Source organism: Moraxella sp., assembly GCF_024227015.1.
Classification (GTDB): domain Bacteria; phylum Pseudomonadota; class Gammaproteobacteria; order Pseudomonadales; family Moraxellaceae; genus Moraxella.
Window position 1 is genome coordinate 1 of sequence record NZ_JAAELD010000296.1, and the last position, 26,553, is coordinate 26,553.

Below are 26,553 nucleotides of genomic sequence, written 5' to 3' on the forward strand. Positions count from 1 at the left end.
AAAAACCTCATCGCGCGATGAGGTTTTTGTTGTTTTACATAAACGGCAACTTAATGAATCCTTGTAACACAATGGCGTTAACAATATCCACGAAGAACGCACCAACCATCGGTACGATCAAAAACGCCTTATGCGATGGCAAATAACGATCTGTGATCGCTTGCATGTTTGCAATCGCGGTTGGTGTTGCGCCCATACCAAAACCGCAGTGACCCGCCGCCAAGACGGCAGAGTCATAATCGCGACCCATGATATTAAAGGTTACAAAGTACGCATACAAAATCATAACAATCGTCTGAATCACCAAGATAATCAGAATAGGACCGCCAAGACCTGCCAACTCCCAAAGCTTCAATGACAACAATGCCATGGCTAGGAACAATGATAAAGCAGCATTACCAAACACATCGATCGCGCGGTCGAACATGTCAAAATTGAACAAATTGGTCAACACATTACGAATTACCACGCCGCCAAAAAGTGCCCACACAAACGTAGGCAGCTCATACCAAGTGCCCTTGGCAACGCCAGTCATGATGTCAGCAAAAGCAAGACACGCCGCAAACAGTGCCAAAGTTTCGATGGCTGATGTGGCGGTAATTAAGCGAGTGCTGTCTGATTTTTCAAAAATCTCTTCATCAGCATAGTCTTTTAGAGCGTCATTAGGTTCGCCATCTAGCGATTTAACCTCAGATAAGCTATTCGCTTGCTCTAACTCTTTAGGTTTTAGACCTAATTTTGAGATTAGCTGTCTTGCCACGGGACCACCGATGATACCACCTGCCACCAGACCATAGGTCGCGCACGCAATACCCAAAGTTGTCGCTGCTGCCACACCATAGGTCTGCTCAAGGTCGGCACCCCAAGCACCTGCCGTACCATGACCACCGGTCAATGAGATCGAACCTGCCACCAAGCCCAACATCGGATCAATGCCCAGTGCCATGGCCGAGCCAACACCCACTGCGTTTTGAATGATGATAAATACCGACACGACCACCGACAGAACCAGTAAAGGCGTACCACCCGCTCTTAAACGGCTAAAATCAGCAGATAGGCCGATGGACGCGAAGAACATCAACATACATGCAGTTTGTAGTTCTTTTTGAAAAATAAAAGAATAACCAAAAAAAGCATTTAAGCTATAAACGATGGCAGCCGCCACCAAACCGCCCGCCACAGGCTCAGGGATATTAAAATCCGCCAAAAATTTTACGCGCTTAACCAAAAAACGTCCAAGCAACAGCACCAACGTCGCCAAAATCAGCGTATAGTACCCGTTTAACGTAATTTCCATACGTACTCCAAAATAAAAAAGGATGTGGTTGCCCGCATCCTCGCTAGGGTTTTATAAACTTCTTTGCGATTAAGTTGTCTAGACCAAATCGCAATAATACGTCGGTATTTTATCAAGATTATCAATGATTTGTAAAATAAAAAATTATTTAAATAACACAATCCTACTTAACCTTTGATATCCGTTACCACTAATAAAAAACGAGCGCTTATAACGCCCGTTTTTTTAATATCGCTATCTTATTAACGCAAGAATGCTCGAGCGTTACGGAACAGACGCATCCACGCACCATCGTTGGTCCACTCATCAGGTTTCCAAGAGTGATTCACCGCGCGCAAGGTACGCTCTGGGTGTGGCATCATCAAGGTCACACGACCATCGGTGCTACATACACCCGTGATACCCTCTGGCGAGCCGTTCGGGTTCAGCGGATAATGCTCGGTTGGGTTACCTTGACTGTCCACATAACGTAGAGCGATTTGGCCGTGGCGTGTCAATTCATTTAGTGACTGCTCGCTCATCTGCGCATAGCCTTCGCCGTGTGCCACAGCGATCGGTAGAATGCTGTCTTGCATGCCTTTTAGTAGTACAGACTTGGTGCGCTCCACACGTACATTGACGCTGCGTGCCTCAAAACGTGCCGACTTATTAAAGGTGAAACGTGGGAAATGTTCCGCACCCACCATCAGCTCTTTTAATTGACTCATCATCTGACAGCCATTACACACACCTAGGGCAAAGGTCTCAGGACGATGGAAGAATCTGGCGAACTGCATACGAAGCTCGTCATGGAACAAGACTGAATTTGCCCAGCCTGAGCCTGCACCCAAGACATCACCATAACTAAAGCCACCGCACGCCGCCAAACCTTCAAAGTCTCGTAGGTTAATGCGACCACTCATCAAGTCGCTCATGTGCACATCAACAGCGTCAAAGCCTGCGCGCACAAAACCTGCACCCATCTCAAGATGACCATTCACGCCCTGCTCACGCAAGATGGCAACTTTTGGTTGCGTGGTGCGGCTATTCACATAAGGTGCTTCGACTGCAAGGTCTAACTCATAGTTGGCATGAGCGATCAAGCCATGATGATTCACATCATCAATCAAGGCAAACTCTTGATCAGCGCACTCAGGATTGTCACGCATTGAGGCGATGGCATGGCTGACTTTCGTCCATTCTTTTTGAAGTTCGGCACGGGTGAAGCTTAGATTTTGTCTGTCAGTCGCGATGGTCAATACATCCTGACCTGCGCCGCCTACCGGCGTGGTAAAGGTCTCACCCACAGCAGTCAATAGACCATCTACGCCATGCTCTTTGGCAAGGGCTTGTAGCGCATCTACATCCGCTGGCAACACCTGAATCACCGCACCCAACTCTTCAGCAAATAGCTGACCCAATAGATTGTCATCAGTCAGATTCAGATTCACTTTTAAGCGGCTGGCAAACTGCATCTCTGCTGCAGTTGCCACCAGACCACCATCACCAATATCATGATAGGCACGGATCAGCCCTGCTTCGTTCGCAGCTTGGATAAAGCCAAAAAGATTGGCAAGATCGGTAGCATCATCCACATCAGGGCAGTCATTGCCAAGCTGGCTTAACGTCTGAGCAAAGATAGAACCACCTAAGCGAAGCTTACCACGAGATAGATCCAAGCGAAGCAGCTTAGCATCAGCATTAACAAGCTCTGGCGTGATGGTCTTGGCGACATTCTGCACAGGCGCAAAGGCAGTGATGATCAGACTCATTGGTGAGCTGACGGTCTTGTCCGTGCCGTTGTCTTGCCAGTTGGCTTTCATAGATAAGCTGTCTTTACCCACAGGGATGGTAATGCCCAAGGCAGGACAAAGCTCTTCACCGATGGTGTGCACCGCATCAAATAGTGCCGCGTCTTCTTTTTCATCGCCGCACGCCGCCATCCAGTTGGCAGATAACGTTACGTCAGACACCTTGGCAATGCGAGCTGAAGCGATGTTGGTCAATGCCTCGCCCACCGCCAAGCGTGCTGACGCCTTCGGATTGATGAGTGCCACAGGCGTACGCTCGCCCATTGCCATCGCTTCACCAGTATCTGCCATCAGCCCTGACATCGTTACCGCACAGTCCGCCACAGGCACTTGGTAGCGCCCAACGTACTGATCTTGGGTAACCATACCCGTGATAGAACGGTCGCCAATGCTGATTAGGAACGACTTGCTGGCGACAGTTGGGTGGCGAAGCACGTCTTTGATGCTCTCGCGCAGATCCACACCAGCGACGTCTAGCGGATGTAGCTCATTTGGCTCACGGCTAAAGCTACGCTTCATTTTTGGTGTGCCGCCAAGCAGCACTTGCATTGGCATATCCACAGGTTGTTCTGGCAGCAGCGTGTCGTCCACTTTTAGCTCACGGACATTCGTCGCTACACCAAGCACCGCATAAGGGCAACGCTCACGTGCGCAGATCTCATCAAAAAGCTTCTCACTCTGCGGAGAAATAGCAAGCACATAACGCTCCTGGGCTTCGTTCGACCAGATCGCCATGGGCGACATGCCTTTTTCTAGCGATGGTACTTTACGTAGGTTTAGGTGCGCGCCAAGCTCGTGATCATCGACAAGCTCTGGCATGGCATTTGATAGACCGCCTGCACCCACGTCATGGATTGAGATGATGGGATTATTGTCATTGCCGTCTTGCGCCATTGCCCAGCAGGTATCGATGACCTCTTGGCAGCGGCGTTCCATCTCAGCATTATCACGCTGTACAGAGGCAAAATCCAAGCCTTCATCCAGCTCACCGCTGTCCACAGAACTGGCTGCGCCGCCGCCTAAGCCGATCTGCATGGCAGGACCGCCAAGCACGATCAACAGATCGCCTTCTTGGATGCTGTTTTTTTGCACCAAATTGCGCTTGATATTACCATAACCGCCTGCAATCATGATCGGCTTATGGTAGCCACGCATTTGACTGCCATCTTGCTCGGCAGATGTGTCTAATTGAAAAGTACGGAAATAACCATTTAGATTCGGGCGACCAAATTCATTGGCAAAAGCAGCACTACCCAAAGGACCATCAATCATGATGTCTAGCGCACTTGCCATGCGCTCAGGCTTGCCATATTCTTTGGCAGATACCTTGCCAGAAGTTTCCCATTTTTCAGGCATGTTCGGTAGGTGTAGATGCGACACGCTAAAGCCCGCCAAACCTGCTTTTGGCTTACCGCCACGACCAGTCGCGCCCTCATCACGAATCTCACCACCTGCACCAGTCGCCGCACCCGCGAACGGAGCAATGGCAGTTGGGTGGTTGTGCGTCTCTACTTTCATCAAGATGTCAATCTGCTCATCATGAAAGCCGTACTGCGCCTCGCCTGCGTCATTCTTAGTAGGATAAAAACGCGCCGCCTCAAAGCCTTCCATCACCGCCGCATTGTCCTTATAGGCCGACAAGATACCTTCTGAATTTTGTTCGTGGGTATTTTTAATCATCTTGAACAACGATTTTGGCTGTACTTCGCCATCAATCGTCCATTCGGCATTAAAGATCTTGTGACGGCAGTGTTCTGAGTTGGCTTGGGCGAACATCATCAGCTCAACGTCGGTCGGATTACGACCCAATTTGGTGAAATTTTCAACCAAATAATCGATGTCTTCGCTTGATAAAGCAAAGCCAAATTCAGTATTAGCACGCACCAAAGCATCACGCCCCTGCCCCATGATGTCCACACGCTCAAGGTGCGCAGGCTCACCATCAATAAACAGCGCTGCCACATCATCCAAATCATACACCAAGCTTTGGGTCATGCGGTCATGTAGAATCGATTCAGCAGCAGCCGGCAGTTTGGCAGGCAGATCATCGCCCGTCAATGTGAACACCCCCACGCGCTCAAGACGATTTACCTTGACGCCGCAGTTATTAAAAATATCGGTCGCCTTAGATGCCCACGGGCTAATCGTACCAAAACGCGGCGCCACCACCACCTGAACTTGACCAACTTGAGCGCCTTTTAGGGTAACTTCTTCGCCTTGGTTAAGTAGGTTTACTGCCTTAGTATGGTCAGCGCCACTAATGGCTTGATCAAAAACATAAACCTGCTGACTGTCAAGTGCGCTAATCTTTAGCCCTGCTTTTTGTTCTAGCTGAGCTGCCAATTTTTTGGCTTGAAAATCCGTCAAAAAACGATGCCCTGCGATGGTGCTGATCATGGCGATACCTTTACAAAAATAGAAAAATAAATGGCGTCATTATAACAGATTTTGGCGAATAATCGGCGATGATTTTTGGTTAAAATAAGCAAAATTACCAAAATTTCTGACATTTATTTTCACCCCAATCAATCCAAAAACAAAACGCCCACCCTGCATCAGTCGCAGGATGGAGATCATCGCCTATGGGCTAAAGTGATGACTAATCATTTTTAAATGCAAAGCCATTCACCCAAGCTACATTTTCCAATTCATGCGCGTCTCATCCACCGTCTGACCTGACAGATAAACCTTTAAGTCAATCGCACCCAAGCTATCAAGCGCATCGATGAGCGCACGATAACTGGGTCGCATGCTGACAAAATGGCTGGCGTTCACCGCATGGATGTCGGCGCGGCAATTCGTCTCAAAAATCTCTGCCATCTGGCGCAGTCTTGGCACGCCCGCATAACGCGATGCGCCCACCATGCGGTGCGCCAATTGCGCAAGTTCGCTGCGATTGCGCTCTGCCCACGCGCGTTCTAGTTCTTGTTTTTCGTTCTCGGCATTCTCAATGATCATTGTCAGCAGTTTTTCTGCCAAGTCCGCTTTATTCGCCGCACGATTCAAGGCATCTTGCCAATCGATATCAGCCAACACACCTTGTGATTTGGGTGGAATGACATTATTATCTTTGATGGGCTCATTGCTATTTGTGGCAATTTGCATCAGCTCAGCCTCTTGGGTCAGAGCTTGGGTGGTGTTTACCTCTTCGTCACCATGATGCAGCCAACGCTCTAGCGTCTGAACCAATTGCATGTGCCCGATTGGCTTGCCCACATAATCATTCAAACCCGATGCAACCAAGCGATCCTTCTCATCAGACAGCCCGTGAGCGGTCAGCGCAATGATCGGCACGGGCGTCGCCAGATGCGCCTGCTCAATCTTACGAATCTGAATACTCGCCTCCAGTCCCGACATTCTAGGCATCTGCACATCCATAAAAATTAGGTCAATCGGCGCACTCGTGCCTGTGACGGTTTTGGTCATGATCTCGATAGCATCAAAACCACTACCCGCCGTCACGACCTCAACACCAAGCTCGCCTAAGAACGCCTCAAGCACCAGCAGATTCGGCAGATGATCATCAACCGCCAATACGCGCGCGCCCGTGAATCTTTGTTGTCTGGTCGGCTTGTCGGTTTTATGATTTGACAATAAGTCATAAAGCTGTCGTTTATCCATCGGTTCGTACAGCGCGCTGGCATGATAACGCTCCAACAATGAACCATCCACACCCACCTGATAGCCATATGCCGCTAATCGACCCTGATAGCGCAGGCGAATCTGCCTTAGAATCGCACCAATATCATCTTGAGCGGCATCCTGACCGAAGTTATCGACAATTACCCAATCAAACTCATGCTCATCATCCAGCTGCTCAAGCAAATCTGCCAAACCGATCGCTTCGGTAATTTGCGCGCCTGTGCCGGCCAGACTTGCCTTTAACACCTGCAGAGCGGGCGCATGGTTAATCCATACTAGAATATTGGCACGAATGGCAGGCGGTAATATCGCAACATCCGAATTATGCGCTTGGCCTATCGGCATTTCAAACCAAAAGGTCGCCCCCGTCTGAGCGATGTTTTCGCTGTTATTATCAAAAAAGCCAATCTCGCCACCCATCATCACCGTCAGCTGCTTAGAGATCACAAGCCCAAGTCCCGTACCCCCATAGCGACGCGTTACCGACAGATCGCCTTGGCTAAAGCTCTTAAATAGCTGAGCCTTATCCGCCTCGCTCACGCCTTTGCCGGTATCCTCCACCGCGATGTGTAGATAGTCGTCACGTCTGTCCGATAGGCTAACACGTACCACCACCCCACCTGTGTCGGTGAATTTGATCGCATTGCCCACCAGATTCGTCAAAATCTGCTTAACACGCAGGCTATCGCCCACCACATTGGTCGGCACATCGTTGTAGAACAGTACCGCCAGACGCAGATGCTTTTCAAGTCCGGCGGGTGACAGCATGTCCACCACATCATAGATTGTCGCATACAGATCAAACTCATGGCGATCAAGCACCAATTTACCCGCCTCAATCTTTGAAAAATCAAGCACGTCATTCACGAGCGCAAGCAGGTGCGCGGATGATTTTTTAATGGTTTGGACGTATAGGTTTTGTTCGCTGGTCAGGCCTTCTTTTCTGGCGAGCAGATTAATAAAGCCATCAATGCTGTTTAATGGGGTGCGCAGCTCGTGACTGATGTTCGCCAAGAAAGCCGATTTGGCTTGGCTGGTTGAGACGGCGGCATCGCGCGAGTTACGGATGGAGATGTTTTGCATTTCCATCTCGTCAAAGGCTTGTTGTAGGTCGCGCTCGGTCTCTTCGGCGTGATTTTTTAGCTCATTAAAGCTGCCTTCGAGCCTTCTAATCGCCCTCAAAAAATCCCGCTGCAGCAGTGAAAATTCACCATCGGCACGCACCTTCACAGGCGTCGATAGATTATCCGCATCCAAGCGTTGCAGATACAATCGCATCTCATAAATGGGCGCGATCCAGCGCTTAGAATAAATATTTAAAATCAGCAATAACAACAAAATTGTGATCAGTCCCGTGATCGATAACGCCAGCACCACATGATAATAAGTAATGGCCAAAGGCTCGTTGTCCATCTCGACCATGAGCCAATAACGCTCGCCGTTCACCGTCAAAGGATTGCCATATGCCGTGCCATAGCCAGTATCTAAGCGCAGCACGTGCGGTGCGTTCACATCAAATTCACCCCAAGGCGCACTTGCCTGAACCCCCATCGCGTGCAGAACCGATCCGTCATACTTGATGATGGCAAGACGCTGCACACGCTGAGTGCGCATGGAATTGACACCCTCTAGCACACCGCTGAGCGCGCCTACATCTTGGCGATTTTGAATGCCATAGGTCAGCACTTTATTGGCAAGCTCAGAATCAAACAGTGCCAGCTGAGAATCTACATCCTGACCAATTTGGCTTAATAATGGCTCGGCAGCAGTCTCATAGCGAAGCAGTGCCGCCTGCGCAAGTACGTCCTGCTCAGAGAGTACAGCACGGCGCACCTCGCTAAACACCAAATAACCACCCACCAAGGCAAGCACCACAATCGGCAAAAAAACCAATAAAATCAGCTGTCCGTATGCGCTTTTTAAGCCAAAACGAAATCTATTCATGACTATCCATCATCAAAATCTCACATCATCGGTAGTTTAGCATGTTTTGTACTATCATGACTTTTCAAATCTAACAATACTCTCCACATGCGACGTATGGCAGAACATGTCCATCACGCCTGCATGGGTCAGGCGATAGCCCTGAGCGATGATCAGCGCTGTATCACGCGCAAGCGTGGCAGGATCGCATGAGACATATACGATGCGCTTGGCATTAAATTTGCCAAGATATGCCATGACCTCTAACGCACCCGCACGCGGCGGATCAATGAGCAGCGCATCCACATCCTGCACCCACGGCTCATCTGAGAAATCTTGGGTTAGGTCTTGAGCGTAGAACTTAGCATGATGAATACCATTGGCGGCAGCATTCATCTCGGCGCGCTTGGTCATCTGAGTGCTGCCTTCCACACCAATGACTTGACCAGATTGACCCACCATGCGCGCCAATGGCAAGCTAAAATTACCCAATCCACAGAACAGATCAAGCACGCACTCGCCTTCTTGCAGGTCGAGCAGCTCGCACGCAAGCTTAATCATCTGGCAATTCACCGACAGATTCACCTGCGTAAAGTCCAGCGGCGAACACTCCATGACAAGATCAAAATCAGGCAAATGGTAAAACAGCCCACCGACAGGCGGAACGGTCTGAGTATTCGGCAGATCCTTAGCATCAATGCGGTGTACACTATCAGCACCCTTAGGCTGTAGGTATAGCTGCCATTCAACCGATCGACAAAATTCAACAAGCGCCGCCTGATCAGCACGGCTCATCGGCTTGATGTGGCGGACAATCATGGCGACTTGGGAATGCTCATCACCTGCAGCAAATTCTAGATGCGTGATGTCTGTCTTGGCGGTCAGCTGTTTTAAGATGTCTTTTAAAGCCTGCAAATGCTCATTGATGCGCACATCTAGAATAGGACAATCAGCCACATCCGTCAAAAAATTACTCGAACGCGCCCGAAATCCCACAATCAGCTCATCATCACGCGCCAGATACCGCACACCAAGACGAGCCTTGGTTCGATAGGCCACACGATCGCCAACCAAAGGCGGCCGCCACACATCGGGGGCAACTTTGGCGTGATGCGCCAGATGATTGGCCAGCACCGACTGCTTATGAGTAATCTGAGCATCCGCCTGTAAGTGCTGCAGACTGCACCCGCCACAGACTCCATAATGCTGACAAAAAGGCGCTTGTCTGTCCTGACAGTCTTTCATGATACTAACAGCATCCGCCTCGTCAAATGACTTCTTGGAATGCGTAATCTGCGCCATCACTATCTCGTCAGGCAGTGCAAAATTCACAAAGATTTTTTTGCCTTGCTTGTCGCCGTGCGTCTCATCATAGACTGCCACACCTCGCCCTTCATGGGTTAGCCCATTGATGGTCAAGGTGATCGGTGATGCGTTGTTGGACTGTGCGGATCCGCGCCTTTGTCTTTGTTGTCTTGCCATGATGAGTGAATGCCTGCCTGATCGGTGGGTGGATTGTGTATTATATCATGTTTTTAAAGGCGTTCTTTTGTGCTGCTTACAAAGCTTATCAGATGACCCAAGCTATGATAAAATGGCTTTTGCATTTTTAAGATAATCATCATGTCTGAATTACTGCTGTCTATTATCAACTTTCTCACCTCAACCATGACCGGCATCACAGGTCTTGGTGGCGGCATGATTTTGGCGGGCGTCATGCCGATGTTCCTACCAACCGTTGCCATCATTCCGGTGCATGGTGCAACTCAGCTTGCCAGCAATGCCAGTCGCGCGTGGTTTGGGCGCAGGCACGTGGACATGACATACATCAAGCCCTATCTGATCGGTACGTTGATTGGCGCGGTGGTATTTGGGATTTTGGTGCGCTTCATTAAGCTTGATCTGATTCCGCTATTGATTGGCTTTTATATCCTACTCACACAGTGGTCGCATAAATTTAATGAGCTATTAAAGAGCTTTGAGAACTTTGGCGTGATTGGATTTTTACAGACAGGCATTGGTCTTTTTGTTGGTGCGCCAGGCCCCATGCACATGCCACTACTCATCAAAAAATACAACGACAACCACGTCGTCGTCTCAACCGCCTCTGCCATGATCTCCATCGTGCACTTGATTAAGCTCATCATGTATGTGTCGATGGGCTTTGTGTTTATGGATTATTGGCGGGTAATCGTGATGATGATCATCGGCGCCATCATCGGCTCATGGGTGGGCACCAAGCTACGCCACCGCATGCCCATGCCATGGCTAAAGCGCATCCTACCTTGGCTACTGACCATCATCGCGATCAAAATCATCGCTGATAATGTCATAAAGTTAAATTTCTTTTGATTAAAAAACACCCAATCATCATTGGGTGTTTTTTATCATTGCCAAGCATTTAAGAATCGCTCATGACGCAGTGTGTTGTCGGCATTTTTGATTTTTGAGACGAACTCATGCGTCTGCGCAATCATCATCTCGCAGCCATCAAGGTCTGCCTTACCAGTCAAAATCAGCCATCTAAGGTAAATGAGCCAAGTATTAAGCACGTCCGATTCACAATACGTGGTCAGCTTCTGCCAGTCGCCACTTTGCACCATCGGTACAACTTGAGAGCCATCGATTTCGCCCTTGCCTGCAAAGCCGCACAGAGCAGCGATGGTGTCAAGTTTTTGTTTACTGTAGCCGTTATACAGCGACATTTTGTCCATCAAATCAACATGCATCTCGCCATAGCGATACAAATAATCAGGCTTGTTCGCTGAATTAAACAAAGCAGGTGCGCTGATCTTATGGTGCAGTGCGCGGTATAGCAGCACAGGAACATCAAAGCCTGAACCATTCCAGCTGACCAGTACGGGCTTTTTAGCAAACGCACGAAAGAACTTTCTTAAAATATCTGCTTCAGCCAATCGATCCAGCGCAAGTGAGTGCAACGAGAACTCCCCATTTTCCACCCACAAGAATGACAAACAAGCAATCTTATGCAAAGGCAAACGCATAAAGTCATTGCCCGCCTCGGCTTGACGCAAGGCAATGAGTGCGGTCAAAGCATCATCGTCCGACAAGTCTTTTAGCTCAGGATATAGACGTCGCCCCGTCTCAATATCAGGGATTGTCTCAATATCAAAAACCAAAATTGGGCTTGTGGTATTCATGCGCTCTCCTTTATTTGGCTCAATCAATCACACCGAACAGACCCGTTGATAAATAACGATCACCACGGTCACAGACGATGAATGCGATGATGGCATCAGGGTTGTTCTTGGCGATCTGATGCGCCGCCCAAGCCGCGCCGCCACTTGATACACCACAGAACACACCTTCTTCTTTGGCAAGTTTACGCATATAGATCTCAGCGTCTTTTTGATTGACATCCATCAGAGTATCGACCAATGACGCATCAAAAATCCCCGGCAAATACTCTGTCGGCCATCTTCTGATGCCCGCAATACTTGAATGTTCATCAGGCTGCAATCCGATGACTTGGATGTCAGGATTTTGCTCTTTTAGGTATTTTGACACGCCCATAATAGTGCCTGTCGTGCCCATCGAACTGACAAAGTGCGTTATCTTACCGCCTGTCTGCGCCCAAATCTCAGGGCCTGTGGTCAGATAATGAGCCTCTTTGTTATCGTCGTTATTGAACTGATCTAGCACGATACCAAGCCCATCAGCCTGCATCTGTAGCGCCAAATCACGCGCCTCCTCCATGCCCTGCTCCACTTCGATCAATGTCGCCCCATAGGCGGTCATTGCATCTTTACGCTCTTGGGTGGAATTTTTTGGCATGATAAGCGTCATCTTATAGCCTTTCATGGCTGCGACCATGGCAAGCGCAATGCCGGTGTTGCCGCTTGTCGCCTCAATAAGTGTGTCACCTGGCTTAATGTCGCCACGCTTTTCAGCTTGGTCGATCATATTAAAAGCAGGACGATCTTTGACTGAGCCTGCCGGGTTATTACCTTCAAGCTTGGCAAGTAGCGTTGCGCTTGTGTCGCTGGCAAGTTGAGACAGCTTTACCAATGGCGTCTGCCCAACACAGTCAGCAAGGGCGGTCGTTTGATTAATAAAATTCGTCATTAGCACATCCTAATATTATAATTTTGGCTAACAGTTTCTAAAAACCGCCCTATGAAGGACGGTTTTGTAAGTTCGATTCGCTTATTATTGCTCAATGCCTTTCATGGTTAGCTTGATGCGTCCACGATTGTCGATGTCTTGCACTTGAACTTTAACAGTTTGACCTTCTTTTAGGTAGTCGCTGACATTCTCTACGCGCTCATCAGAGATTTGGCTGATGTGCACCAGACCGTCAGTGCCTGGAAGGATGGTCACGAACGCACCAAATTCAACAATACGAGCAACCGTACCTGTGTAGATCGTGCCTACTTCAACCTCAGCAGTAATCGCCTCAATCTTAGCGATGGCGGCGCGAGTAGATGCCTTAGATTCGCCAAAGATACGAATCACACCATTGTCATCGATATCTACAGTCGCGCCAGTCTCTTCAGTTAGGGCGCGGATGGTTGCACCACCTTTACCGATCACATCACGGATCTTCTCTGGGTTGATCTCGATGGTCGCATAGTTCGGTGCATGAGCGTTAATCTCGGTGCGAGAAGTTGCGATCACTTCGTTCATGGCATTTAGGATGTGGATACGACCTGCATGCGCTTGTTTTAGGGCTTGCTCCATGATGTCAGCAGTGATGCCTTCAATCTTGATGTCCATCTGTAGCGCAGTGATACCATTTACCGAACCTGCGACTTTAAAGTCCATGTCGCCTAGGTGGTCTTCATCACCTAGAATGTCTGACAATACCGCGAATCTCTCGCCTTCTTTAACGAGACCCATCGCGATGCCTGCTACAGGTGCTTTTAGTGGTACGCCTGCATCCATCAATGATAGTGATGCACCGCAGACAGATGCCATCGATGATGAGCCGTTCGATTCGGTGATGTCAGATACCACACGGATCGTGTATGGGAAGCGCTCAGCAGCTGGCAACATCGCTTGAACACCACGACGCGCCAGACGGCCATGACCGATTTCACGGCGTTTTGGACCGCCTTCACGACCAGTCTCACCCACTGAATAGTGTGGGAAGTTGTAATGTAGCATGAAGTGATCTTGCTTAGTGCCTGATAGACTATCCACCAAGTTCACGTCACGGCTGGTACCTAGCGTGGTGGTTACCAGTGCTTGGGTCTCGCCACGAGTAAATAGCGCTGAACCGTGCGTATAAGGCAACACACCTACTTGAATATCAAGCGCACGCACAGTCTCTAGATCACGTCCATCGATACGCGGCTTACCTGATAGGATGTTGTCACGTACGGTGCGATATTTTAGAGTCTCGAACAGCTCTTTGATCTGAGCAACTTTATCCGCATAATCTTCTGCTGTCTCATCGCCTGCTAAAGCCAATGCTTCATCTTTTAGTTCGTCTAGACGTGCATAGCGATCTTGCTTAACAGTGATGGTGTACGCCTCGCTCACCTTGGCGGTGAATTGATCTTTTAGCTGTGCGTTTAGCTCTTCGTTGATCGCAGGCGCGACAAATTCAGCCTTAGCATTACCAACCGCAGCCGCAAATGCATTGATATTTTCAATCACAACTTGCTGCTGACCGTGACCGTATAGTACCGCGCCCAGCATTTGATCTTCTGACAGCTCATCCGCTTCAGATTCAACCATAAGCACTGCAGCCTTCGTACCAGCAACCACTAGGTCAAGCTGGCTTTCTTTCATTTGAGCGTGATTTGGGTTTAGTACGTACTCGCCATTGATGAAGCCGACACGAGCTGCACCGATTGGACCGTTGAATGGCGCAGGAGAGATGGCAAGTGCTGCAGAAGTACCGATCATCGCTGCGATGTCTGCATCTTGGGTCTTACCTGATGAGATAACGGTCGCGGTTACTTGGATTTCGTTCACATAACCTTCTGGGAACAATGGACGGATCGGGCGGTCAATCAGACGACTGGTTAGCGTCTCAAACTCTGACGCACGACCTTCACGCTTGCCATAGCCGCCAGGGATTTTACCTGATGCGTACATTTTTTCTTGGTAGTTGACAGTCAATGGGAAGAAGTTCTGACCTGCAACCGCTTCTGGACGAACAACAACCGCCACCAGTACCGACACGTCACCCATGTGAACGAGCACGCTGTTGGCCTGACGCGCAACACGACCTGTCTCTAGAACAACTTGTTGGTTGCCATATTGGAATTCTTGGCGAATGATATTAAACATAGTATTTCCTTTAATAAACTTGGACATGGTTTAAAGCCCTAAGAGATGTTTTAACTGCAATTAATTGATTTATAAAACATTTCTTAGAGTTCTAAGACCACTGCCCACAATAAACATAAAATAACAAAAACGGCACGCAAACGCACACCGTTTTTGGTAAAAATTAGCCGAGCTAATTTTAAAATTAACGGCGTAGACCCAAAGATGCGATCAAATCAGTGTAACGATTTAGATCTTTACCTTTTAGGTAGTCTAGAAGTTTACGACGTTGGTTAACCATACGGATAAGACCGCGGCGGCTGTGATGGTCAGCTTTGTGTGCCTTGAAGTGGTCTTGTAGGTCGTTGATACGAGCAGTTAGAAGTGCAACTTGTACTTCTGGGCTACCAGTGTCATTCTCAGCGCGCTTGTATTTTGCAATGATGTCGATACGATCTTGATTAGTTAGCATAACTAAATTCCTATATGAGCAATGCGAAATAATTCGGGCAAGCATTGCATTGCTAAAGCCTGCCTAAGCCTATTGGCATGAATTTTTATTATATCATGGAAATTCAAAAATGTCATTTGAAAATCAAAAACAAAACCTCACAACATTCAGCAACATTTCTAAGCTGAAATAACTCTCACAGGCTGCAGCCGCCCATTTTTCTCCACCTGCCCAAGTCCAATAAACTTATCATCGCAATACAGACGTACTTGTAGAGAATCAGCATCAAGTACTAAATCATCAATACGGTCTTTGACATTAAGTCGCTGCCCCATTTTAATGCGTGCCGTTTCGTCTGTGGTGAGTTTGATAATAGGTAAATGATTAAGCAATACATCAACGGGTAATAGCTTGCCAAATCGCTCATCAAAAGATAAATCTGAAAGCTCATCGACACTTATCGCATCCGACACGTTAAATCCGCCTGTGCTGGTGCGGTGCAAAGCAGTCAAATGCCCAACCGTGCCAAGCCGTTCAGCTATCGTCTCGCCAAGCACGCGCACATAAGTGCCTTTAGAACAGATGACATCAAGGGCGATTTCGTTATCGCTTAATTTGGTCAAAGCCAAATGATGAATGACAATGAGGCGTGACTCTCGCTCTATCTCGATACCGTCTCGGGCATATTCGTAGAGCTTTTTGCCGTCTTTTTTTAGGGCGGAGTACATGGGCGGGGTTTGTAATTGCTCGCCCATTAGGCTGTTTGCAATCTCATCAAGTGCACGCCTATCAAAAGTTGGAACGGCTTTTTGGGCGATGACTTGTCCTTCTTTATCACCCGTATCAGTCTGTTCACCAAGCTTAATGATGGCGGTATAGCCCTTATCAGCATCTAGCCCAAAGCTGCTAAACTTGGTCGCCTCGCCTAAGCAAATCGGCAAAAGCCCCGTCGCCATCGGATCAAGCGTGCCGGTATGCCCTGCTTTTTTGCTGTCAAAATCTGCTGACATAAACAAGCGTTTGGCTTGGGCAAGAGCTGAATGGGAGCTGATGCCGATGGTCTTATTCAGTAATAATACACCCGAGACGATCTGTTTTGACATTAAGAATTATCCGTATCGTCAGCCTCAGATTCGCCAGTTTTTTGCATGGCTTGACTGACCAGATTCATCATGTGATTGCCGTGAGCGGTCACCTCATCATAATGGAATCTTAGGCGTGGTGTGGTACGAGTCTTCATGGTATGTGACAGCTCGGTACGCAAAAAGCCTGCTGCATTTTTAAGCACATTGATGCTTTCTTGATGTGCTTCTTTATTCATGCCACCATCTTGAGATGGCTCCAAAATGGTGACATAAACATCCGCATAACCCAAATCAGGGCTGACTTTGACACCAGAGATGGTCACAAAACCAGTCAAACGCGGGTCATTAATCTCATCGCGGATAAGTACAGATAAAGTGCGCTGAATTTGATCAGCCAGTCGTTGTAAACGTTGATTCATAATAATCCAAAATATAATTAAAATCTAAAGTAGTATAATGTATTTTATGCAAAAAAACAAAACCCTACAACTTGTAGGGTTTTGTTCAGAAGTGTTTAATTAGAGCTCGCGCTTAACTTCGTGAACCTCAAAGACCTCAATCTTATCGCCCACAGCCACTTCATAACCTTTGACTGCCAGACCACATTCTATGCCTGCTTTAACTTCATTGACGTCGTCTTTGTAGCGACGCAGTGATTGCAGCTGACCGGTGAAGATTACCTTGTCATCACGCAGAACGCGGATTGGCTTGTTGCGGTAGATGGTACCTTCTTGAACCATACAACCTGCTGCCGCGCCAAACTTACTAGAGCGGAACACGTCACGAACCTCGGCGGTACCCAAGATCTTCTCACGATGCTCTGGTGCCAACATACCGCTCATCGCAGCTTTCACGTCATCGATCAGACCATAGATGACGCTATAGTAACGAATATCTAAGCCTGCTTCATCAGCTTTACGCTTACCTGCCGTGTCGGCACGCACGTTAAAGCCAAGAAGTACAGCTTCACTAGATTCCGCCAAGATCACGTCAGATTCTGTGATGGCACCAACGCCTGAGCTGATAACACGCACTTTAACTTCATCAGTTGAGAGCTCATCAAGGGCGCTAAGCAGTGCTTCGAGCGAACCACGAACGTCAGTTTTGAGGATGATGTTCAAGGTTGCAATGTCATTGCCCATGCTCTCAAACAGCGTATCTAGGCGCATCTTATTCTGACGCTCTAGCACGCGATCACGCTCACGCGCCGCACGGAAGTCAGCAACTTCACGCGCCTTCTTCTCATCTGACACCACCAAGAATTCAGAACCAGCTGCCGGAGCATCAGGCAGACCTAAGATCTCAACAGGGATCGATGGTCCTGCGGTCTTGATGCGATCGCCATTCTCATCGGTCATCGCACGCACTTTACCATAGAATTCACCAGCCAGTACCAGATCGCCTTGATTTAGCGTACCTTTTTTGACAAGTAAGCTCGCTACCGCGCCGCGACCTTTGTCGATGCGAGATTCGATAACCACACCCTGCGCTGCACCATCTAATGGCGCTTCTAGCTCCATGATCTCTGCTTGGATACTGATGGTTTCTAATAGCTCATCGATGCCCATTCCTGTCTTGGCAGAGACTTGCACCATTGGCACATCACCGCCCCACGCCTCAGGCACGACTTCTTTTACTGCCAATTCGTTGATAACGCGATCTGGATCGGCAGTGTCTTTGTCCATCTTGTTGATGGCGACAATCAATGGCGTACCTGCTGCGCGCGCATGGTCAATCGCCTCTTCGGTCTGTGGCATCATGCCATCATCAGCCGCGACGACAAGCACAACAATATCGGTCGCCTGTGCACCACGAGAACGCATGGCGGTAAAGGCGGCATGGCCTGGGGTATCTAGGAAGGTAATCACGCCACGATCGGTTGTAACATGGTACGCACCGATGTGCTGAGTAATACCGCCCGCTTCGCCGCTTGCCACTTTCGCTTCACGAATCTTATCAAGCAATGAAGTCTTACCATGGTCAACGTGACCCATAATAGTCACAACAGGTGGGCGCGCTTGAACGTTGCCTGATTTCTCATCAACAGCCTCTTGAAGGTCGTCTTCTAGCTTGGTATCAGACACCAACACCAAGTTATGACCAAATTCTTCAACCACAAGACCTGCGGTGTCTTGGTCAATGGTGTCAGATTCACGAACCATCTCACCCATTTTCATGAGTGATTTGATGACCTCGCGAACCTTAACCGCCATCTTCTGAGCAAGGTCAGAAACAACGATCGATTCACCAACTTCAACATTATAGACAATCTTCTCAACAGGCATCTCAAACTTATGCTTGCCTGACTGAGATGATTTTAGTCCACGCTGTTTGTTCTTGATCTCAATCTCTTCTCTGCCTTTTTTCTTGCCGCCTTTTGAACGGCTAGAGTTGGTGTTAGTGCCACGCTTAATCTCACGACGCTCTTTTTCAAAAGATTCTTCAAGTGCTGCACCCACCAGACCTTTGGCAAGTGGTTCATCTTTACGGACGATGGTGCTTGAGCTGTCTTCTTTGTCGCTATAACGGCTTGCCATCTGCTTCATCTGCTCTAGCGTGCGTTTTTGCGCTTCTTCGGCAGCTTTACGGCGATTCTCTGCTTCTAATTGACGCAGCTTCTCTTCTTCAGCTTCGCGAGCCTTACGAGCTGCTTTGTCTTCAGCAGTTTCTGCCTTGGCAGGTTTTGGTGCAGGTTTTTTGGCTTTGTTGTCAGCTTTATCAGACTTAGCATCAGTAGCTTCGTCGTCTTTTTTGGCTTTTTTGACGACAACAGAAGCTGATGATGACGTGGTTTTTTCTTGATCATCGCTGCTTGCACGCATGGCGGCAAGAGTCGCGGCTTGACGTTCGGCAGCTTCTTGTTTGTTGCGCTCAGCAGCCTGTTTTTCCTCGGCGGCTTTTAGGCGCACTTCTTCAGCAGCCTTGACCTGAGCGGCGACTTCTTCAGCGATTTTATTGGCATCTGGCTTCTCAAAAACGATCTTTTTTGTTTTGACAACATTGACCGCTTTTGCTTTACCTGATGTGCCAGTTACTTTGGCAGTAGATGTGGTTTTTGATTTAATGCTAATACGTTTATTATCTTTATTGGTATCTGTCATGTATTCACCTGATTTTGTGTTTTGGCAAGGGCGACTTGTCGTCGCCTGTTGTCTTATTGCTTGCCAAATCACTCAAAAAATTAGGTGTTTTGGCAATTACTTAATTAAATGTACCCATCACAAGGCACTCACACCAGTGGCGCGCATGGTTATTCGAACCACGATTTACGAGCGTTCATGATGATCTTGCCTGCAAGTTCACTGTCCAGCCCTTCAATGTCTTCGATATCAAAGACTGCTTGTTCTGCCAAGTCGTCTAGCGTAATTATATCACGCTCAGCCAGCTTATAAGCGATCTCAGTCGTCATGTCTTCTAGCGCAAGCAGCTCAGCACTTGGCTCTTTGATGTTCTTTTGTTTTTCAAGCTCATCAGCGATAACAACTTCTTTGGCGCGTTCTTGGATGGTGGCGATCGCTTCGTCATCAAGACCTTCGATGTCATGGAAAGTCTCAACTGGCACATAGGCCACTTCTTCGATGCTGGTAAAGCCAATCTCAACCAAAGCTTCTGCCAGATCACGATCAACTTCTAGACGCTCATAGAATAGGTCGATATAGCCTTGAGATTCTGATGCTTGGCGCTCTAGATATTCAGACTCTAGCATCATGTTTAGCTTGTAGCCTGTTAAATCAGATGCCAGACGTACGTTTTGACCTTGAGAACCGATGGCGCGAGCAAGTTGGTCATTGGTCGCAAAGATAATGTCGGCAGTCTTAGCATCTTCGTCTAGCACCAGGCTAGATACGTCAGCAGGCTCAAGGGCGCTGATGATGTACTGAGCAGGATCATCGCTCCATACCACCACATCCACGCGCTCGCCATCAAGCTCTTGTTGTACTGCTTGGATGCGAGTACCACGCATGCCGATACACGCACCCACTGGGTCGATGCGATGGTCATTCGTCTTAACAGAAATCTTAGCACGCAGACCTGGCAGACGCGCCACGTCACGAATCTCGATGATGCCTTCTGAAATCTCTGGGACTTCTTTGGTCATCAGCTCAACCAACATGTCTTTGTGTGTACGAGACAACAAAAGCTGCGAGCCACGACCGTCACGATTCACTTGATGTAGAAGTGCGGTCACGCGTGATTTTGGACGTAGAATTTCACGTGGTAGCGCTTGGTCTTTAGCCAGATAACCTTCAGCGTTGTCACCTAGATCAATCACATAACCGTCACGGCTTTGTTTTTTAACTTCGCCAGTGATCAGCTCGCCCACGCGCGCTTCGAATGCATCCGCCACCAACGCACGTTCAGCTTCACGGATTTTTTGGATGATGACTTGCTTGGCTTGGGTAGCAGCGATACGACCAAATTCGATAGACTCGATTTGCTCTTCTTTGATGTCGCCGATCTTCCATTCATTCTCATCAAGATCACTGATGGCAAGCTGACAAGCTGGCATCTCATGATCTTCGTCAGCAACGACCGTCCAATAACGATAAGTATCATAATCGCCAGTCTTACGGTCAATCGCCACGCGAATCGCTACTTCCGGCTGCTCGGTATAGACTTTTTTCTTGGTAGATACGACTAAGGCTTGCTCAATCGCTTCAAAAATATCTTCAGGATTTAGCCCTTTTTCGTTACTGACCGTCTCAACAACGGTTAAAATTTCACGGCTCATCTTCGATCCTTTGGGTTAATTTTGGTTGGTTGGTTTTATGTTATTGACTCAATCTTCATAAATCAGATGAGCTTTATCCACATTATTAAATTCGATGTCAAATTCTAACTTATCTTCGGTGACGACTTTCATGCTCGTCTCGCCCACCTCAAGCAGACGACCCACGACCTTGCGGCGCTTGGTGTCGCCCTGACCGATGGCATGAATCAGGCGCAGATTAACAATCTCACCAACAAACAGTGCCACCTGCTCTGGGCTGAATAACGGACGGTCAAAACCAGGGCTTGAGACCTCTAAAATATACTCGCCTGCGATCGGGTCATGCACATCCAATACGCCTGACACCTGATGATTGACCGCAGAACAATCCTCAATGGTCACGTGCTCGCCATTGGCACGCTGCTCGGCGCTGACTTCGATATAAATTCTTAGCAAAGATTTGCGGCCTTGTGGCATGAACTCAATGCCCCAAAGCTCAACACCACAGGCGCTCACCGCCGGAGCGATTAACTCGGTCAATTCAGCAATTTTACTCGATGGTTTCATGTATTTTCATGTATCCTTGGTTAAATATGGCTGCTTGTATTGTAGCATCACTAAACGACAAATACAAAAAAACCCACAAAACGCGTTAGTGGGCTTTAATCATCAATCAGCCTAGCCTTATTATCTATATAAATCTACTAGATCGTAAGACACCTTATTTTATAAAATAAAACCAAAATAAGGATTTTAAAAAGTGGTAGCGGGGGCTGGATTTGAACCAACGACCTTCGGGTTATGAGCCCGACGAGCTACCAGACTGCTCCACCCCGCAACAAAAGTTGTGCTAGTGTACAGATAGTAGAGTCAATTTTCAAGTAAGATTATGTCAAATACTTTATTAATTTAAAGTGCTAATATCTTAATTTGCCTTATTTTATTATCTTGTGTATTGTTCACGACTGATTATAATTCTAGAGCATAAAACTTAGCGAGTAAAATGGCATTGATTTATAACAGCAAATCAAATTTAGAAGCAGATGCATTAAGTTGCACCAGGGGCGAGCGGCAATTATTTGCCGAGCTTGGTTTTGGCTTGCAGGCAGGTGAAATTTTACAAATCAAAGGTCATAATGGTTGTGGCAAGACCAGTCTTTTAAGAATTATCGCTGGTTTAGTGCAGGCTGAGTCTGGACAAACTATCTGGGATGGTGAACCTATTCACCAATCAGAATCTTATTTTTCTGATATGCAATACCTTGGACATCAAACTGGAATTAAAGCCGAACTTACTGCGATTGAAAATTTGCAATTTGCTCGTGGTTTAAAAGGTGCTAATCAACAGGATTTATTTGCTGTGCTTGCTGCTTTAGAACTTCATGGTTTTGAAGATATACCATGTGGTAATTTATCCGCCGGACAAAAAAGACGAGTAGGGCTTGCAAGATTGTTTGTAAGTGACTGCCAGTTGTGGATTTTAGATGAACCATTTACCGCGTTGGATGTTACAGGCATAGATAAACTGGAGCAGGTTTTTCTTGATCATCTAGAGAATAATGGAATTATAATCATAACCACTCATCAGCCATTGCAAAAATTAACAAATCGATATAAAAGTCTTAATCCACTAGATTTTTGTCAGGAGACTTAAAGATGGGTTCGCTATTATTTATTATAAAACGTGATCTTATTTTAAGTTTTCGTAATCTGAATGAGTTAATCAACCCGATTTTATTTTTTATTATAGTGGTGTCAATGTTTCCGTTAGGCATTGGCTCTGAAAGCACTATCTTGGGAAAAATTGCCCCAGGGATTATTTGGGTTGCAGCTTTGTTGTCGACTTTATTATCTTTAGATGGTATTTTTAAAGGCGATTATGATGATGGTTCTTTGGAACAAATTATTTTAAGTCCACGGGAATTTTCTTTAATGGTTTTAGGCAAGATAATTGCACATTGGCTGGTGGCAGGATTGCCACTTATTTTAGTTGCACCTTTATTGGGAGTGTTATTGTTTTTGCCAGAGTCAGCACAAGGCACATTGATTATCAGCTTGTTATTAGGTACGCCAAGTTTAAGTTTAATCGGGGCGATAGGTGTGGGGCTGATTGTCGGGCTTAAACGCTCAGGCGTGTTGTTGTCATTATTGATTTTACCGCTTTATGTGCCAGTACTTATTATTGGTACTTTAGCTGTGCATGATGCAGCAGCAGACTTACCGGTTATTGGTTATTTCTATGCCCTGGGCGCAATTTTGATTTTAGCTTTGACTTTAGCACCAGTCGCAACAGCAGCAGCGGTCAGGATAAGTATTGAGTAATGCATAAAAATAACTGCACATTGAGTCATGTGCATAATAAAGCAAAGTGGTGTCAGCCACCTAGTTTGACCATTTGGTTATTTATGGCGTTATCTGTCGAGGTATTGAAGTCATGTCGCTCAGGTTTTTTAAGGATTGTTTTTGTGATAAGTTGTTTAATCTGTTCATCAGATTTGTCAGCACGAATTTCATCGCGCAAAGAAATGCTGTTTTCCTGACCTAAACACAAGATTAATCTACCTTTGGCAGTCAAACGTACCCGATTACAGGTATCACAAAAATGCTGGGATAGTGCTGAAATAACCCCGACTTTAACCTTAGTATTTTTAATTGTATAAATCCTGGCAGGACCTGCATCAAATTTACTATTTTGTTTAATTAAACTACTTTGACAATGTTCCTGTACTCTTTGTAGAATTTTATCAGCAGGGTAATGCTGCTTTAAAGCTTGTTGACCTGCGCTACCAATTGGCATAGTTTCGATAAATCGTAGTTGAATGTTTTTAGCGATAGCAAAATCAAGCATACTTTCGATTTCATCGACATTTCTATCTTGCATCACCACCATATTTATTTTTATTGGGCCAAGACCAGCATCAATCGCAGCATCTATGCCTTTTAATACTTTATCAAGGTTGCCACCCTGAGTTATGTCACTAAAACGTTTATTATCAAGTGTGTCCAAAGATATATTAACCCGAGACAAGCCATTTTGTTTAAAGGCTCTAGCATGTTTATCCAACAAATGGGCATTGGTTGATAAAGACAAACTATTAAGTTTTGGTAACTTGCCTAAAGACTTTACAATCTGCTCTATGTCTTTTCTGATTAGTGGCTCACCACCGGTTAAGCGAATTTTTTGTACTCCAAGTTCAGTGAAAATTCTAACAGTTTTGCATATTTCATTTGAAGTTAAAAACTCACCACTCAGACTGCCAGCATCCTCCTCCGTGCGACAATAAAAGCAATTATAGTTACAGTGATCAGTAACCGAAAGCCTAAGGTAGCTTATTTGACGTTTGAATGAATCTTCTAGTTGCATGGTGTATAGCTTAAAGCAAGTTTGATTAATTTATCAATATTATTAAAACAAAAATGTGCAGAACTTTGTCTGTTTTAAAATATGTGAGTTTTTAATACAATAATAATTGCCAAATATTCACGATAATAGTGCACACTGTTATCGTGTAATTTATATTTTAGGCGGAAAACCAAAGTGAAAAATATTACCTTAAGTGCAGATGAAGAGCTTATCGAATCAGCGCGTAGCCGAGCACGGTCTGAACATACTACTTTAAATAAACAATTCAGGCTTTGGCTAGAAGGTTATGCAAGACGTAGTGTCAAAGCGAAAGAGGCTATCAATATCATTATGAAATTACGCCAACGAATTTCAACTGGCGGGCGTAAATTTACCCGAGATGAAATGAATGAGCGTTGATAACTTCTTAGACTCAAACATGCTGGTTTATTTGTTTGATGATATAGATTCTTATAAACAACAAAAAGCTGAGTCTTTGCTACAAAGTGCGATAGAGCATGGCGATGCTTGTATTAGTTTTCAGGTGGTACAGGAAACAATCAAAAGATCTGGGGACACGAGACTTAATTATTTTGTGGCATAGAACGTGGTGCATTAATCTTAGCGTCAGGGACAAGATTCTCAACTTAAAAGCTTGTGAGGTCAAACCTCTGCTGGAGCCCAGCTGCGCTTGACTCCGCAATGTTTCCAGTTCTCGTAGACCTACCACAATATCAGCAAAAAGGCAATTATATTATGTGATGTACACACAAAATATAATTGTAATTTATGCAGTTATACTATATGGTGGTTACTCACTTACTTAAAGGAGACTACAGTATGGAAGGTATTTTATTATTGATTGTTATTGGAGCTGTTGCAGGCTGGTTGGCTAGTTTTATTATTCCTAATGGTTTTGGGCTTATAGGGACAATTATTGTTGGTATCATTGGCGGTGTTCTTGCGGGTCATTTTTTAGGTGGAGTGCTGAGCATTACAAGCAATCCCTTAGTTAACAGTATCATTGTAGGATTTGTTGGCGCAGTTATATTGCTCTTTATTTTAAGATTGGTTAAGGCAGCTTAATATTATAGTTTAGTCGGAGCCAGTCTATGACTGGTTCAAAAATGTTTTGCAAGACGTCAATATACGTTAACCGGCCAGACTTATATAATATTTAGGTCAAGGCTCAAGGTAGGAGGCAGGCTTTAAATAGTTGTAATCTTACCTTTAATAAATTCTACCGTCTCACTTACATCAACTATAGTGTTATCTTTATCTGTTCGGTGTTTATATTCCACCTGCCCCTTATCCAGGCTACGATCCCCAATCACAATTCTATGTGGAATGCCAATTAGCTCCATATCGCTAAACTTTACTCCCGGGCTTTCTTTTCTATCATCCAGCAGCACATCTATTCCAAGGCTTAAAACTTCGTGGTAGAGTTTTTCGGCAGCTTCTTTAACTTTATCTGATTTGTGCATATTAATCGGTACGATGGCAAGAGTAAATGGCGCGATGGACTCTGGCCAAATTATGCCTTTATCATCATGGTATTGCTCAATTGCCGCGGCAACAATCCGACTGACACCAATGCCATAACAACCCATTGTCATCACTTGGGTTTTGCCATTTTCATCCAATACTTTAGCATCCAGCGCTTGGCTATATTTATCGCCAAGCTGGAAAATATGCCCGACCTCAATTCCACGAGCGATGCTTAACTTACCTTTGCCATCAGGACTTAAATCGCCATCTTCGACATTGCGGATATCAGCTACGATTGGCTCTGGCAGGTCACGCTCCCAATTAACTTCTTTAAAGTGCTGGTCATTTTCATTGGCACCACAAATAAAGCCTGCGATTAGAGCGGCACTTTTATCGGCAATTATCGGGATTTTAAGCCCAACTGGACCAACTGAGCCTGGGTCAGCGTTAGTGTGTTGTTTGATGGTTTTATTATCGGCAAATCTAAACGGAGCTTTAATAATTTCAAGTTTAGAGATTTTGGTCTCGTTTAGATTATGATCTCCTCTTAAAATAAGAGCAAAAATTTTATCTTCACTATCCT

General features: G+C 46.4%; 19 protein-coding genes, 1 tRNA gene and 1 pseudogene. 5 read left to right on the forward strand and 16 right to left on the reverse strand.

Annotation, left to right across the window (positions count from 1 at the left end):
• Positions 1-34: 34 nt before the first annotated feature.
• The 4 genes from gltS to rlmD all read right to left on the reverse strand — a co-directional run bounded on the left by gltS (position 35) and on the right by rlmD (position 10,134).
• Positions 35-1,297: a sodium/glutamate symporter gene (gltS, locus tag GY683_RS06790; RefSeq protein WP_297288018.1), complete on the reverse strand. Its 1,263-nt coding sequence runs from the start codon at positions 1,295-1,297 to the stop codon at positions 35-37.
• A gap of 242 nt (positions 1,298-1,539) precedes the next feature.
• Positions 1,540-5,484 carry a phosphoribosylformylglycinamidine synthase gene (gene purL, locus GY683_RS06795; protein WP_297288019.1) on the reverse strand — a complete coding sequence of 1,315 codons (3,945 nt, stop codon included), beginning with the start codon at positions 5,482-5,484 and terminating at the stop codon, positions 1,540-1,542.
• Between the two features lie 237 nt (positions 5,485-5,721).
• The gene (locus GY683_RS06800; RefSeq protein ID WP_297288020.1) at positions 5,722-8,673 is read right to left on the reverse strand and encodes an ATP-binding protein; all 2,952 of its coding nucleotides are present in this window, start codon (positions 8,671-8,673) and stop codon (positions 5,722-5,724) included.
• Positions 8,674-8,727: 54 nt separating this feature from the next.
• Positions 8,728-10,134, reverse strand: coding sequence for a 23S rRNA (uracil(1939)-C(5))-methyltransferase RlmD (rlmD, locus tag GY683_RS06805; RefSeq protein ID WP_297288021.1), 1,407 nt, complete (start codon positions 10,132-10,134; stop codon positions 8,728-8,730).
• Between the two features lie 141 nt (positions 10,135-10,275).
• Between rlmD and GY683_RS06810 the strand changes: the two genes are divergently transcribed.
• On the forward strand, positions 10,276-11,004 hold the full coding sequence (locus tag GY683_RS06810) for a sulfite exporter TauE/SafE family protein (RefSeq protein WP_297288022.1): 729 nt from the start codon (positions 10,276-10,278) through the stop codon (positions 11,002-11,004).
• 35 nt (positions 11,005-11,039) lie between these two features.
• Here GY683_RS06810 and GY683_RS06815 read toward each other — a convergent pair whose 3' ends face one another.
• From GY683_RS06815 to GY683_RS06860, 10 genes and pseudogenes are all read right to left on the reverse strand, one after another.
• On the reverse strand, positions 11,040-11,813 hold the full coding sequence (locus GY683_RS06815) for a 3'-5' exonuclease (RefSeq protein WP_297288023.1): 774 nt from the start codon (positions 11,811-11,813) through the stop codon (positions 11,040-11,042).
• Positions 11,814-11,832: 19 nt separating this feature from the next.
• Positions 11,833-12,738, reverse strand: a complete 906-nt coding sequence (gene cysM, locus GY683_RS06820; protein WP_297288024.1) for a cysteine synthase CysM — start codon at positions 12,736-12,738, stop codon at positions 11,833-11,835.
• A gap of 84 nt (positions 12,739-12,822) precedes the next feature.
• Positions 12,823-14,913, reverse strand: a complete 2,091-nt coding sequence (gene pnp / locus GY683_RS06825) for a polyribonucleotide nucleotidyltransferase (RefSeq protein ID WP_297288025.1) — start codon at positions 14,911-14,913, stop codon at positions 12,823-12,825.
• A 184-nt stretch (positions 14,914-15,097) separates the two neighbouring features.
• Entirely contained in the window at positions 15,098-15,364 is a 267-nt protein-coding gene (rpsO, locus tag GY683_RS06830; protein WP_036367197.1) for a 30S ribosomal protein S15, read from the reverse strand.
• Positions 15,365-15,522: 158 nt separating this feature from the next.
• Positions 15,523-16,446 (reverse strand): tRNA pseudouridine(55) synthase TruB, encoded by a 924-nt coding sequence (gene truB, locus GY683_RS06835; RefSeq protein ID WP_297288026.1) that lies wholly within the window; start codon positions 16,444-16,446, stop codon positions 15,523-15,525.
• A complete protein-coding gene (locus GY683_RS06840; RefSeq protein ID WP_046697225.1) occupies positions 16,446-16,847 on the reverse strand; it encodes a ribosome-binding factor A in 402 nt (133 codons plus the stop codon). Before GY683_RS06840 ends, truB begins: the two co-directional genes overlap by 1 nt.
• 99 nt (positions 16,848-16,946) lie before the next feature.
• Positions 16,947-19,514: pseudogene (gene infB / locus GY683_RS06845) on the reverse strand (translation initiation factor IF-2); the annotation flags it as partial.
• Between the two features lie 164 nt (positions 19,515-19,678).
• The gene (gene nusA, locus GY683_RS06850; protein WP_297288027.1) at positions 19,679-21,160 is read right to left on the reverse strand and encodes a transcription termination factor NusA; all 1,482 of its coding nucleotides are present in this window, start codon (positions 21,158-21,160) and stop codon (positions 19,679-19,681) included.
• Between the two features lie 48 nt (positions 21,161-21,208).
• Complete coding sequence (gene rimP, locus GY683_RS06855) at positions 21,209-21,706, reverse strand: ribosome maturation factor RimP (protein WP_297288028.1); 498 nt, start codon at positions 21,704-21,706, stop codon at positions 21,209-21,211.
• Between the two features lie 194 nt (positions 21,707-21,900).
• Positions 21,901-21,977 (reverse strand) — tRNA-Met (locus tag GY683_RS06860).
• A 165-nt stretch (positions 21,978-22,142) separates the two neighbouring features.
• On the opposite strand from GY683_RS06860, the gene ccmA reads away from it, so the two are divergent.
• Together ccmA and ccmB are read left to right on the forward strand one after the other, a co-directional pair.
• Entirely contained in the window at positions 22,143-22,793 is a 651-nt protein-coding gene (gene ccmA / locus GY683_RS06865) for a cytochrome c biogenesis heme-transporting ATPase CcmA (RefSeq protein ID WP_297288029.1), read from the forward strand.
• 2 nt (positions 22,794-22,795) lie between these two features.
• The gene (gene ccmB / locus GY683_RS06870) at positions 22,796-23,461 is read left to right on the forward strand and encodes a heme exporter protein CcmB (RefSeq protein ID WP_297288030.1); all 666 of its coding nucleotides are present in this window, start codon (positions 22,796-22,798) and stop codon (positions 23,459-23,461) included.
• A 52-nt stretch (positions 23,462-23,513) separates the two neighbouring features.
• On the opposite strand, the gene moaA is transcribed toward ccmB, so the two are convergent.
• Positions 23,514-24,503: a GTP 3',8-cyclase MoaA gene (moaA, locus tag GY683_RS06875; RefSeq protein ID WP_297288031.1), complete on the reverse strand. Its 990-nt coding sequence runs from the start codon at positions 24,501-24,503 to the stop codon at positions 23,514-23,516.
• Positions 24,504-24,677: 174 nt separating this feature from the next.
• Between moaA and GY683_RS06880 the strand changes: the two genes are divergently transcribed.
• A complete protein-coding gene (locus tag GY683_RS06880; RefSeq protein WP_297288032.1) occupies positions 24,678-24,902 on the forward strand; it encodes a hypothetical protein in 225 nt (74 codons plus the stop codon).
• A 420-nt stretch (positions 24,903-25,322) separates the two neighbouring features.
• On the forward strand, positions 25,323-25,568 hold the full coding sequence (locus GY683_RS06885; RefSeq protein WP_297288033.1) for a GlsB/YeaQ/YmgE family stress response membrane protein: 246 nt from the start codon (positions 25,323-25,325) through the stop codon (positions 25,566-25,568).
• Positions 25,569-25,690: 122 nt separating this feature from the next.
• Here GY683_RS06885 and proS read toward each other — a convergent pair.
• A partial coding sequence (gene proS / locus GY683_RS06890) for a proline--tRNA ligase (RefSeq protein ID WP_297288034.1) occupies positions 25,691-26,553 on the reverse strand: 863 nt, incomplete at its 5' end.